Genomic DNA, 13,549 nt, shown 5'->3' on the forward strand with positions numbered 1-13,549 from the left:
AACATAGCAGTTCACCAAACGCGCAAGCCGCCGACTCTAATGCTGCCCCTATCCAGCAAAACCCGCGCCAAAAGCCGCCCCATTATGAGCGCCCAGACGAGATGCGTGTGGTGGTCACCGGTATGGGTGCGGTGACACCTTTAGGATTAGATGTCGCAAGCTCATGGACGCGTCTACTTAATGGCGAGAGCGGTATCGCGCCCATTACTCATTTTGATGCAACCGACTATCGGGCGCAAATTGCGGGCGTGGTCAAGGATTTTGACGCCAAGCAATATATGAATGCTAAAGACGCGCGCCGCTATGATGAGTTTATACATTATGCCGTTGCAGCTTCGGCTATGGCGTTAAAAGACGCGGGTTTTATCGATGAAATTAGCGCAGCTGATGCACCTGTACAAGATGTCGAGCAAGAGCGCTTTGGCGTGATTTTAGGGTCAGGCATTGGCGGTATCCAAACCATTGAAAACAGCCGTGATACCCTACGTGACAAAGGCGCTATGAAGGTTTCGCCTTTTATCATTCCAGGTTCTATCGTTAATATGGCTGCAGGTTTGGTCGCTATTAAACACACTTTACAAGGTCCAAACCTTGCGACCTCGACTGCCTGTACCACCGCGACCCACGCTATCGGGCTTGCTGCGCGTTTGATTGCCTATGGCGATGCCGATGTGATGCTGGCAGGTGGGAGTGAAAAAGGCTCAAGCCCGCTTGGAATGTCAGGTTTTGGGGCGATGCATGCCCTCTCAACTCGTAATGATGAGCCAACCAAAGCCTCGCGTCCGTTTGATAAAGAGCGTGATGGCTTTGTGCTCGGTGATGGTGCCGGTGTCGTGGTACTTGAAAGCCTTGCCCACGCCAAAGCGCGCGGCGCAACGATACTTGCTGAGCTGGTTGGCTTTGGCATGAGTGACGATGCCAGTCACATTACCGCGCCACCAGAAGATGGTAGCGGTGCAGCGCGCGCCATGCGCAGCGCCCTAAACGATGCCGGTATTGAGCCTGCCGTCGTTGGCTACGTCAATGCCCACGGTACCAGTACCCCTGCTGGTGATGTTGCCGAATCTATCGCTATCGAAACCGTTTTTGCGCCCGTTAAAGACAGCATTTTGGTCAGCTCGACCAAATCGATGACTGGTCATTTATTGGGTGCCGCTGGTGGCATCGAGGCTATCTTTACTGTGCTTGCCCTGCAACATCAGCAGGTACCGCCGACCATTAACTTAGATAATGTTGAAGACAACTGCAACCTTGATTACGTGGCCAATCAATCACGTAAAGTTGATAATCTGCAATATGCAGTCTCCAATAGCTTTGGTTTTGGTGGCACCAACGGCTCATTGATATTTGCCCGTTGGCCGGTGCAACCATCAAGCTAAAACGCCTAAAACAACGTTAAAAACGCTAAATAAATGTTAAAAAACTATTATTTTAGCCGTTGTAACCTTGGTGTCAGATTTGCTACGTTTGACCACTTGCAGCCCCTTATCGTACTTGCGTATGATAAGGGGTAATTTTATGCAACATTTATGGAAGATACCATGTCAAGCTACTCATTTTCCCATCAGTTTTATCAGCGCTGGACGTGTGCGCCAGACCCTGTACGCGCCTCTATCATCCAAGAACTTACCGATATCACTACCCTCTTACAACACGACACGCCATTTGAAACCTTTGTTTTTAGCACTCATGACTTAGACGACCATCTTGATACTCTTTATGAAAATCATGAAGCCGAACAAGCGATTGCCAAAGCCATTGCCGAAAAACAAGCAAAAGAGCGCGCCGCTGCCGAAAAAGAGCGTTTGGAAGAAGAACAACGTTTAGAAAAAGAACGTTTAGAAAAAGAAAAACAGGCAAAAGCAGCAGTAGACGCTAAGCAGAAAGAAGAAACATTAAGGGCAGCAGAAGCGGCGAAACAAGAGCAACAGCACAATGAGCAGCCAGCTCATAAACAAGCTACCAGTGTTGATGACAATGCTAGTAGTAAAAATGACACTGACGCAGTAGACAAACTGGAAGCTACTAAAACGGATGCTACGAAAATTGCTACTGACACTGATAAAAAATCCATTCAAGAACCTGCTAATATTGCAAATGTGACAAATGGCGCAAACGATCATAATATGAAAACCGTTATCGATAAAGCCGTTTCAGACGCTGCTATTCCTTTGTCTTTAAAAGATACTAAACTTGGCGCGAGTCACCCAGAATTAATCCGCGAGCTTGAGATGCATGTCGATGACTATTTAAGCGAGCAAATGATGCAAATTTCTGAGAATTTAAAATCTTGGTTACGGGCCGAATTGGCACAGCATTTAACCGAACCTGATACCGCCACTACTATTAAAAGTAATGAGAATATCGCTAAGAAAAACATTCATTAGCTATAAAAAAACCTGATTTAAATTAAAAAATTCATCTAATAAGTAAATACTAAAAAGCCCCATCGATATTGACGGGGCTTTTTAATATCTTCAATGCAAGAATATAAGCTTTTGCCTTAGATAGCTTTAGTACGCTCAGTTAACCACTCAAGCGCCGCACCTTTAACGCGATCTTTTAGCTCGGCATAGACTTGGCTATGATAATCATTGAGCCAATCAATCTCGACTTGGGTTAATAGTGCAGGCTCAATCAAACGTGTATCGATTGGGCAGTAAGTAATGGTTTCAAAGTTTAGGAATTGGCCAAACTCAGTCTCAGTCGGATTCGCAACCGGCGTATTGACCACCAAGTTTTCGATACGAATACCCCATTTACCCTCGCGGTATAAACCCGGCTCATTACTGGAAATCATGCCTTCTTTCATGGCACGTTCTTTTGGCGTACTGGCACTATAAGCAATGACCTGCGGGCCTTCATGGACGTTTAAGAAATAACCAACGCCATGACCGGTACCATGACCGTAGTCCATCTGTGCTTGCCACAAGGGTGCACGGCAAATCGCATCGATGAGCGGTGAAGCAATACCATCAGGGAAATGTGCTTTTGCTAAGGCGATATGGGCTTTTAGCACAGTGGTGAAGTCGCGTTTATGCTCGCTGCTTACTTGTCCAATACCGACCACACGGGTGATATCGGTGGTACCGTTTTGATATTGCGCACCTGAATCAATGAGCAATAAGCCGCCCTCGCCCTCAGCGACATCAAGGTAGCTGAATTTTTCTGGCGTCGCACGGTAATGCGGCAAGGCGCCGTTTTCGTTAAAGCCTGCGATGGTTGGAAAGCTTGGCGACACATAATGCGGCTGCTGACTACGAACTTCGATGAGCATACTATCGACATCTAACTCACTCAAACGCTCACCATCTGCTAGGCGTTTTTCAAATGTCGCAAAAAACTCACTTAACGCTGCGCCATCTTGACGCATCGCTTCGCGCACATGCTCGATATCCGCCGCAGACTTCACTGATTTGAGTAACGTACTTGGCGCCATCTGCTCGATAAAGCCCACATCGTCGGCCATTTTTGATAACGTACCGACCGCCACTTTGCTTGGGTCTAACAATAATAAATCCTCTGACGTTAAGGTAGCTAATGCCTCTTGCACCGCATCATAATCCGCAAGCGCGATACCGCTGTCTTTTAGCGCTTTTTCAATCTCGCTACTGACTTTATTATTATCAACAAACAAGGTCGCTTTATCTTCGCTAATGAGCATATGCGCTAAAAATACCGGATTATAATCGACGTCTGCACCGCGTAAGTTGGTCAACCAAGCGATATCATCTAAGCTTGATAGCAAGTGATGGCTTGCGCCTGCCTTCGCCATACCTGCGCGCACGGCAGCAAGTTTTGAGCTGGCGGGCTGATCGATAAATTGCGCATCGTGTTGATATAATTGTGCTGATGGCAATGCTGGACGCTCGCTCCATATGTCTGTCAACACATCGCGCTCAGTGATTAAAGTAATATCGTTGGCATCAAACGCATCAAGCAATCTGTCTTGCTCAGCGATAGACAATACATTGCCATCAACCGCCACGCTATCGCCTTCCGCTAAGTTTTGCGCTAGCCAATCGATATGATTTGGCTGACCAGGAGCCAGTTTTTCCAAAGTAATACCCGTGCCTTCTAGTTGATGCGCGGCGTGTACCCAGTAGCGGCTGTCCGTCCATAGGCCAGCAAAGTCAGCGGTAACGACCAGTGTACCAACCGAACCTGTAAAGCCTGATAACCATAGACGCGCTTGCCAATATTCTGGCAAGTACTCAGACAAATGCGGATCTGCTGACGGTACGATAATCGCCGTTAAATCTTGTGCGGCAATCGTTTGGCGTAGACTATCAATACGCTCGTGGATGTGTTGTTTATTCATGAAAGGTGTCCTTATTGCTTTTAAAAATGAGAGTTAAAAAAACGCTTGTGAGGCGACTATGAGTAGCCGTCTTATTGAGGCAAATAGATTTATCAGTATTACGTGAAGCCTTTATTCGCCTATAAAGGGTTTACCATTTTTAGAATGATAGTTATATAAATGAGTAAGAGTGTTTAGGCGTTTAGCCGAGCTATTATTAATTTCAGCTTAGTAATAGTATTTTAATAATAGTATTAAAGCAGCGCATCTCTAGATGTTTGGGCAGACAGCAGGCTTTCAACGGCGACAGAGAAATAACTCACTGATTGAAACAATAAAACGTGCTACCGATTATGGTAACACGTCTTATCTTTGGGCGTTTATAGGGACGATTGCTACTATAAATAAGCTAAATAGGCTTAATTAATCTTCACCATCCACTTAACGCTTTATTTACTGAGCCGCTTTATCGGCTTGCTCACTTTTTACCAGCATGTTATTGATAGGTTTTGCCAGTACCAATAACACCACTGCGGTCACTACCAAAAAGACGGTCATGGTGGTAAATAATGTCGGTAAGCCTTCAATTTTGTCCGCAGAAACATGACCACCAAAGAACGCAGCGACCAAGTTGCCCATGGCGACAGAAGCAAAGAAAAGTCCCATCATTTGCCCCTGCATACCTTTTGGCGCAAGCTTTGTCATCGCAGACAACCCGACAGGGCTGAGCGCCAATTCCCCAAGTGTTAGCAGTAATAAGCTGCCCACTAACCATAAAGGTGAGGCCAGTGCACCATCACTGGTCAAAATACTTTTTGAGGCAAATATCATCAACGAAAAGCCTGCCGCGGTCAGCAACATACCCAGTGCAAACTTAACCATACTATTTGGCTCAAGGCCACGATTGGCAAGCTTGATCCAAACAATACTAACAATGGGCGCCAGCAATAAAATAAACAACGGGTTTAATGATTGGAACCAAATACTCGGTATCTCAAATCCTAAGACGTTCAAGTCAGTATAGCGATCGGCAAATAGGTTAAACGAGGTTGGTTGCTGCTCAAAGCTTGACCAAAATAGTGTCGAACCGATGATTAAAATAAAGCAAGTCAGTAGGCGCAACTTATCAGTTTTATCAAGACGAGGTGAGACAAACATAATCGCAAAATAGCCTATCACCACTGCTGCGATGATATAAGTCATATATTCGGCGACCATTTCAGGATTAAACGGTAACATACCACTTGCCACCAAAACCACAGCCGTTGCCAATAACACCAAGAAGCCGATTACCCAGCGACCGATGTTTTTATAGCGGTCATTGGCGTGTTCCCACTCAGGTTTTATATTTTTGGCTTGGGCATAGTGGGTCAAGGTTTTTTGCGCAGAAAAGCGGTAAATCAGAAGTGATACCAGCATTCCAAGTCCGCCGACACCAAAGCCTGCGTGCCACATACCTTTTTCTTTAAACACCCCAACGATGAGCGCTGCTAAAAGGGCGCCAATATTAATGCCCATATAAAACAAGGTAAAGCCGCCATCACGGCGCACATCGCCTTTTTTATACAAAGCGCCTACCATGACGGAGATACAGGTTTTAAATAAACCTGACCCTAATACAATACATATCAAACCAACAAAAAACAGCGTCATGCCAAATATGGCGGAGAGCGCAATACATAAATGACCGAGGGCGATAATCACGCTGCCCCACCATAATGCCCGCTCTTGACCAAGCCAGTTATCAGCGAGCCAACCGCCCGGTACCGCCGCCAGATATAATGAACCGGCAAAAATACCATAAATAGCAGAGGCAGTGACTTCATCGAAGCCAAAACCGCCGCTGCCAACGGTCGCTACCATAAACAGTACTAATAACGGACGAATACTATAATAAGAAAAGCGTTCCCACATTTCGGTAAAAAACAGCGGGCGTAGTGGCTTTGGGTGCCCCATAAACCCATTATCCAATGCTGACAATTCAGCTTCACTAACATTTACTTTTGAGTCTCTGCTCATAACTTTATTCCTTTAAAGACCACTGTAATGACGACCAAACTCCTGTTTATTTTGCTAAGCGGTCACATAGGCGCATTATTGTTTCACTTGGTTATGGTCAAGTAAAGAAAAAGTTATTCAATAATTACACAAATACCTACAAAAAAACCTGTGCTCAGTTAACCAAGCACAGGTCTTTAATGTTAGCTTCTAGAGTATTTTCACTCTTAGAATAAAGTATCGTCACAACAGTTGTATTTAATTACGGGTATCTAACTATATTTATACAAGTATTTGTTTTTATAACAAAATACTGAGGTCACAAGCTTACTCTTCAGTTTTCCAAGTATGCGTTAACTCTGCACCCTCACCACCATCCAAATCCGCATCGGCTTCTTCTGCTGTCAAGTTAGCGTTATCAGGGACTGCGGCTTGATTGACAGTACCCTCAGCAGTTGCGGTGCCAGATTCAGCAGCAACGACCGTACCATCAGTATCGGTTGGCGTTACCGTAGCATCCGCTGGTGTTGCAGTAGCAGCTGCGTTGGTATCGGCAGCTTCCGCTGTCGCAGCAGGCGCGGCTTCTGTAGCAGTTGCCTCTGTTTCAGCAGTCGCTTCGGTGCTCTCAGCAGTGATATGCTCGCCTGCTGGACGCAAATAGCCAGAAATGCCGATTAATAAGACGATACCTAAAAATAAGGCAACACCGCCTAAAGCAAATAGGAACTCTTTCTTGGGATTGTTTTCGACAATATGTTCTGACATACCTTATCCACCTTGCACAAAATATTTAAAATATTGGCCTATTATATCGCAATTTATATCGATTTGTGAAAACCCTTAACGATTTAAAGGGTTTATTAGCGAAAAAACTTACAACCAAAGCCTATGGGTATTTTTTTATTTGACCAAACGTCTCTGCGGGGTCGCACGCTTGCCAAGATAGCTTAATAATAGCAGAAGCGCAATAATGATTAAAATAGGATAATTACCCGCGCGCATATAAGGCGTATTGCCAACGCGTGCTTGCACATTTCCGCGTAAAACGGTGCGCTCAAACTGCGGCGCCCGCTTCACGATATGACCTTTATGGTCAATAATAGCCGTAACGCCAGTATTGGTCGCACGCATAAACCAGCGGCCGTTTTCAAGCGCGCGCATCTGGACCATTTGCAGATGCTGGAGCGGACCTGCCGAGCTACCAAACCACGCATCGTTAGAAATGGTCAATAAAAAGTCAGTATTGATGGCGTTTTTGCGCGTGGTGTCAGGATAAGCAACTTCATAGCAAACCGCTGCGCCCAAGTTATGACCACGCACGCGCAGCGGTGATTGATCGTCACTGCCGCGACTATAGCTCATGATATCTTGACTGCCAGCAAGGTTAGGCAAGATATCTAGCATGCCCTCAAAGGGGATATATTCGCCAAAAGGCACTAATCGCTGCTTTTTATATAACCCTTCAGCGTCCGCACCTAAAGCAATGACACTATTATAAAACGGCGGGTATTTATCGGTTTTGGTATCAAAAGCCGCGGTATCCTTATAAGGGATACCAGTGACCCACGTGGTGTCGGTCTCTTTGGCCACTTTGACCACTTCACTGATAAAACCTAGCGCTTCATCTTGAAACATGGGAATGGAAGACTCTGGCCACAAGATCATGTCGCTGCCCCATTCGGTACTGGACAGGGTGGCATAGATTTTTAGCGTTTCTACCTGATATTCGGTCAGCCATTTTAAATCTTGCGGAATATTCCCTTGGATTAATGATACCGACAAGTCAGGCGTGCCCTTTGGTTTTGTCCATTGCGGATTTAGCAACCATAATGCGCAGCTGACAATAAGCAGCGCGGCAGTAGGAATCATATAACCGCCGCGGCGACGCGATAGCTCAACCAAACTTGCCGCCAATAATACTGCCACGAAAGACACCGCAAATACGCCAGCAACGGGCGCTAATGATGATAGCCAATACTGCTCGGTAAAGGCATAACCGACAAATAACCACGGAAAACCGGTAAATAGCCACGTTTTCATCCACTCTTGCAATACCCAAAGCGCGGCAAAAGATAATGGCTGCTTACCGACGACACGATTAAAAATCAGCGCTAAAAAGCCATGAAACAAGCCCATCCCAAGACCCATTAGCGCAATCATAATTAGCGCTAGCCACACTGGCGTATCGCCATAGACATGGATTGAGGTATACAGCCAAAATGCCCCGACGCACCAAAGCCCAGTACCATAAGCTTGACCGATAACAAAAGCACGCTTGCCCGTCATATCAGGCATCAGTAAGGCATACAAAATAGCAGGCGACACCAACGCCACCGGCCAAAAACCATACGGCGCGAGAGCAAAGATAAACACTGCGCCTGCCAGCCACGCAATCAATATGGTCAACACCATCGGCAAGCCCTTGGGCTTATCGGGGTTTAGACGTTTTTGCAAATCAACAGTAGACAGACGCATAGCAGTTATCCAAAACCTTATTTTTCAGTCGTTTAAAGCTTAAATATTAACTTTGATTTATTCGGTGAGCGCTGGATTGATAGCCAATCGTTAGCTGCTCAATACAGCGCTCAAAAATTAAACCTGCCCATGATACCAGTCTAAATCACTCAATAGGTAACATTGCGTTGCAAAATGCCCATTTTAAAAGCAAAAAAAACACGACCGCAATCGTGTTTTTTTATGTTCGGCTGCTAAATGTTGACTTTGAGCCCCAATCAATAATAAATTAATGGCTACCTATTAATATTTGCTGGTCAGCATTGATTTTAGACAGCTCAAGATTTTGAATAAAGCGCCCTTCAACATCGGTAATGGTAATTTGCCAATCGTCTATCACCACGCTCTCCCCTTCCAAATCGCCAACATGACCGAGCGCTTGCATCACCAAACCGCCCATAGTATCAACATCGGTATCATCAAAGTGGGCGCCAAGCTCATCGTTACAGTCTTCAATCACTGTCGATGCTTGCACGCGCCACGTATTTGGTCTTTCAGGGTCGGCGACGATATTATTGATATCACTGTCTTCATCGAAGTCATCATGCTCATCGACGATATCGCCGACGATTTCCTCGAGCAAATCTTCCATCGTTACCACACCAGCGAAGTTACCAAACTCATCGACGACAATCGCCATATGCACTTGGGTGCGCTGTAATGAGCGTAGCAAAGTATCAGAGCGTGCCGTTTCGCTGATATAAAGCGGCTGACGCACCAAGTCTCGTAAACGTTGACTGTCAATTTTATCTTCTTGATCGCGCACCATGTGTACGAGGATGGGAATCAAGTCTTTTGCCAATAGAATACCGATAACGGCATCATCGTCTTGGCTATCAAAGACCGGATAGCGCGAGTGTGTGGTCTCAAGAATGATATCCATCACTTCAGCTAAGCTAGCGCTTTCGTGCAGCCCAATCACTTGCGGGCGCGGGGTCATAATTTCGCGAACTTGGGTGGCAGGCAAATCAAGGACGCCTTCCAACATGTCCACGGTATCGGGTTCTAAGAACTGGCGCGAGTCTTGCACCAAACGTATCAGTTCATCACGGGTTTCGGGGGCGGTCGATAGCCAGCGTTTTAAGCCGCGCATCGACCAACTACTCGGGCTTGGAGCGTCTTCGGACATGATGATGTGATTTAACCTCTTTAGTTAATAGCAGTAATCAAAGAAAATAGTGAATAGCAATTAAAATCTTAAACCTAAATGGGGATTAAAATAGCAAATAAAACAGCGACTTTATATTTAGGCAGTAGTCAAAATATTTAAATAAAGATCAAATTATCCATACAAATCCTATCATAGCGATAAATGACAACTATATAAGTATAGATAAAAATAGACTAGCCTAATAGGTTTCACTTTATCGCAAGGCTTACGGACATTCAACGACAAATTCACTCAAATTGTATTGTCAGTGTGTTGTGAACTTTGCTATGGTCAAAGCCTTCATTCCTCAAAGTCAAACCTATGTCGCTACGTGCATTTTTTTCTCGCCTGCTCTCGCCGCTTTCAAACAGCAATCGCTTAGAGCATGGGGCAGCTCATGATCGCCAGCAAAAGCGAACTTGGCGCTATTACCTCGCGCAGGTTTTAATCGTTACTACGTTGCTCCTATCTGCTATTTGGCTGTTAATGGCAATTTGGTATCAGTTTGGCATACGCTCACCGATTACTTGGCTTACGACCCTTGTTATAATCGGCATTTTAGCGGCGCTGGCTAATGCCGCTTATGCAACAAAAAGGCATTGGTCAAAAACTCCAAAAAATCGAGGTAATCAGCCATCAAATAATTTAACAGCGCCGGATAAAAAAGTGGCCGTTAAATGGCTCATTGGTTTATATGGCGCAGTTTGGTTTATCGGTTTGGGCTGGTTTTTTTCTATTGAGCCCAAACAAGACCGCGACTGGATGGCGGAAGTCAGCGAAAGAGTTACTTATAGCCGCGATGCCAACAGCCCTGACTTAGTCACGCTCACCAATGTGCGTAATTTTGATTGGCGTACCGATAAAGAAGCAGCCGAACACTGGGGCACGCGCACCATTGATACGTCAAAACTCTCTGGCGTCGATGTGACCAACTCCTATTGGATGGGGCCGCTGATTGCGCATACTTTGGTCAGTTTCCGCTTTGAAGATGATAGACCGCTTGCCTTCTCATTTGAGATTCGTAAGGAAGAAGGCGAGTCGTTTTCGGCATTGGCAGGATTTTTTAGGCGTTTTGAGCTGAGCCTGATTGCTGCCGAAGAGCGCGATATTATTTATACTCGCAGTAATGCTCGCGGCGAGCAAGTTTATCTGTTTCCGGTCAGCAATTTACAACAGCACGAGGTCAAGTCGTTATTTGAGTCTTACTTAACTGCCGCCGATGAATTGAACGCCAAACCAACTTGGTACAATACGTTGATTAGCAACTGTACCAATATTATCTTTTATATGGCACGTATTGTCAGTGGCGACCGTCTGCCATGGGATTACCGAATTTGGGTATCGGGCTGGCTACCAAACTACTTATACGACGTTGGCATGCTCGACGCCAACCCTGAAAAGGACGGTCAGCCTTGGTCAATGGATACATGGTACGAGCGCACCCATATCAATCCAAAGGTTCGCGGTTTTGATAATCTGGCAGGAACTAGCGCTATCAATAGTCGCGAGTTCTCCAAGCAAATTCGGCAGGATATTCCTATCCCGCCACTAGCAGATTCACAAGCCGATGCGGAAGCAAGTGCCAAATCCGCCGCGCAGGATTCTAAAGAATAGCTGAGGTTTTCGAAGAGGTGCATCTACTCTCAAAAGCGGTATTGTGACGTTAAATCCATTGTTCATTAAGCATAAACATAGATTAAACCCTTTATAAAAAAATTTAGGTTAAGGCTGAACCCAATTTACCACCCGCTCCTCCATCTCCTCATCTGTCATGCCAATCTCAGAAATACAGCGCCCTGCTACGCCAACATTGGCAGCACGCATTTGCTGCTGAGTTACCACCGCATCTCCCGTCAATAACAAATGCCAACTTGGCAAATCTTGTCCTTTATACAAGCGCTTATAAGCACAGTGTGACGGCAGCCACATCATCTGCGGCAAATTCTTCATAGTTAGCTGAATACAGTCCGGCACATGCTCTTGGCGTGTGGCGTAATGCTTGCAGTAACCGGTCGCGCAATCCATCAGCTGGCAGGTGACATCGGTATATTCAACCATTTCTGCTTCATGACTATGGTCATCGCTGACATTGTCATCGTCGATATACTTGATTAGGCAACAGCTACCGCAACCATCGCATAGCGCTTCCCATTCGCTATGGTTTAGCTCTGACAGCGCAAAACGTGACCAAAACTGCGGACGCAATAGATCATTAGCATTGTTTTGGCTGTGAGGAAATAAGCGCACAGCAGATGGCGTCGCTGAATCTGAATCAGTTGTTGTTTTGGAATCTAGAGCGGATGCTAATTGAGATTCAGATTGATTGAACAAATTGAGTGTCATAAAGTCGCCGTAGCATTTTGATAAAGAGCGTTACAGTATTATAGCTGTTTTTGGCGAACTTGGGCGTTAAGGTAGGAGAAGTAAATAAAAGAATGAAGCAAAATACGGACAGTTAACACTTATAAAACAAGCATTTATAAAGTAGTTATTTATAAAGTAGTTATTTATAAAACAGTCATTTATAAAATCCCCTTCATAACATAAAAAAAGGACAATAATATGTCAATTAAGACTTTTGAATTGATCAGCACTACCGAAAACAACGTCGAGCTTATCAGCTATGTGGCGCTGCCAGAATCTGCCTCAGAGGACAATCCAGTAGCAGGTATTTTGGTGGCGCCAGAATGGTGGGGCGTGGTCGATCATCCAAAGTCCGTCGTTGAGCGCTTAGCAAAAGCAGGCTATGCGGCGGTGGCGATGGACGTTTACGGTGAAGGCAAGCTGACCAGCGACGCGTCGATGGCCAATATGTGGATGGAGCAAGTACTTGCTGATCAAGACATGCTAATGGCACGTTGCCACTTAATACTCAATGACTTTGGTGACCAACTGGCGGTTAATCGCGATAACTTAGCGGCGATTGGTTATTGTTTTGGCGGTAAAGTGGTGCTCGATATGGCACGCGAAGGCATGCCATTAAAAGCGGTTGCTACTTTCCACGGTAATCCATCAGCAAAACAGCCTGCCGATAAAAACTTCAAAGCCAAAGTATTGGTCGCTCACGGCCGTGATGATTCGATGGTGTCAATGGAGGCAATCGAAGGTCTAAAATCAGAGCTAGATGCTGCCGATGTTGACTACACGATTGATGTCTATGACGGTGCTAAGCATGGCTTTACCAATCCGCATGCCGATGAACGCGCGGCCAAAAACGATGTTGACCTTGGCTACAACGAAACCGCTGCTAAGCAAAGCTGGGACAACATGCTTGAATTTATGAAAACCAATCTCGGTCAATAATTTTAAAAATATCATCAATCAAGTTGTATAAACGCTCACTATAACGAGTGTTAATACAAAGTATAAGACGAAAAACAGGGGTCACTTTCTCAGAAAGCGACCCCTATTTTTCGTCATTATACACAATAACTACCATGACCAATCTTGTGCTTATGAGCAAATAACGTCATCATCACTCTATTATAAGTGGGATTGAGTAACGAGGATGTTATATCTATTGATAAATCAGCTGGGCTGGCTGGCTTTTATGGCTTTATTGATCGTGGTGTTCATACTATACGCCA

Annotated in this window: 10 protein-coding genes; 4 read left to right on the top strand and 6 right to left on the bottom strand. The window is 45.3% G+C overall.

The window, feature by feature from the left end; translation table 11 throughout:
* Positions 1-101 precede the first annotated feature (101 nt).
* Together fabF and ACPEGP_RS07935 are read left to right on the top strand one after the other, a co-directional pair.
* On the top strand, positions 102-1,379 hold the full coding sequence (fabF, locus tag ACPEGP_RS07930) for a beta-ketoacyl-ACP synthase II (RefSeq protein WP_423814267.1): 1,278 nt from the start codon (positions 102-104) through the stop codon (positions 1,377-1,379).
* 150 nt (positions 1,380-1,529) lie between these two features.
* The gene (locus tag ACPEGP_RS07935; RefSeq protein ID WP_423813091.1) at positions 1,530-2,387 is read left to right on the top strand and encodes a hypothetical protein; all 858 of its coding nucleotides are present in this window, start codon (positions 1,530-1,532) and stop codon (positions 2,385-2,387) included.
* A gap of 116 nt (positions 2,388-2,503) precedes the next feature.
* On the opposite strand, the gene ACPEGP_RS07940 is transcribed toward ACPEGP_RS07935, so the two are convergent.
* The 5 genes from ACPEGP_RS07940 to ACPEGP_RS07960 form a co-directional block, all read right to left on the bottom strand.
* On the bottom strand, positions 2,504-4,321 hold the full coding sequence (locus ACPEGP_RS07940; protein WP_423813092.1) for an aminopeptidase P family protein: 1,818 nt from the start codon (positions 4,319-4,321) through the stop codon (positions 2,504-2,506).
* Positions 4,322-4,753: 432 nt separating this feature from the next.
* Complete coding sequence (locus ACPEGP_RS07945; RefSeq protein WP_423813093.1) at positions 4,754-6,319, bottom strand: peptide MFS transporter; 1,566 nt, start codon at positions 6,317-6,319, stop codon at positions 4,754-4,756.
* A gap of 306 nt (positions 6,320-6,625) precedes the next feature.
* Complete coding sequence (locus ACPEGP_RS07950; RefSeq protein ID WP_423813094.1) at positions 6,626-7,063, bottom strand: hypothetical protein; 438 nt, start codon at positions 7,061-7,063, stop codon at positions 6,626-6,628.
* Between the two features lie 135 nt (positions 7,064-7,198).
* Positions 7,199-8,773 (bottom strand): apolipoprotein N-acyltransferase, encoded by a 1,575-nt coding sequence (lnt, locus tag ACPEGP_RS07955; RefSeq protein WP_423813095.1) that lies wholly within the window; start codon positions 8,771-8,773, stop codon positions 7,199-7,201.
* Between the two features lie 268 nt (positions 8,774-9,041).
* Positions 9,042-9,941: an HlyC/CorC family transporter gene (locus ACPEGP_RS07960; protein WP_200662310.1), complete on the bottom strand. Its 900-nt coding sequence runs from the start codon at positions 9,939-9,941 to the stop codon at positions 9,042-9,044.
* A gap of 342 nt (positions 9,942-10,283) precedes the next feature.
* On the opposite strand from ACPEGP_RS07960, the gene ACPEGP_RS07965 reads away from it, so the two are divergent.
* Complete coding sequence (locus ACPEGP_RS07965; protein ID WP_423813096.1) at positions 10,284-11,576, top strand: DUF4105 domain-containing protein; 1,293 nt, start codon at positions 10,284-10,286, stop codon at positions 11,574-11,576.
* Between the two features lie 108 nt (positions 11,577-11,684).
* Here the strand turns inward: ACPEGP_RS07965 and ACPEGP_RS07970 are convergent, their stop codons facing one another.
* Complete coding sequence (locus tag ACPEGP_RS07970) at positions 11,685-12,305, bottom strand: YcgN family cysteine cluster protein (RefSeq protein WP_423813097.1); 621 nt, start codon at positions 12,303-12,305, stop codon at positions 11,685-11,687.
* A gap of 219 nt (positions 12,306-12,524) precedes the next feature.
* Between ACPEGP_RS07970 and ACPEGP_RS07975 the strand changes: the two genes are divergently transcribed.
* Complete coding sequence (locus ACPEGP_RS07975; RefSeq protein WP_423813098.1) at positions 12,525-13,265, top strand: dienelactone hydrolase family protein; 741 nt, start codon at positions 12,525-12,527, stop codon at positions 13,263-13,265.
* The last annotated feature ends 284 nt before the right edge of the window (positions 13,266-13,549 follow it).

The organism is Psychrobacter sp. 219-2-C (genome assembly GCF_049560815.1).
Taxonomy (GTDB): domain Bacteria; phylum Pseudomonadota; class Gammaproteobacteria; order Pseudomonadales; family Moraxellaceae; genus Psychrobacter; species Psychrobacter faecalis.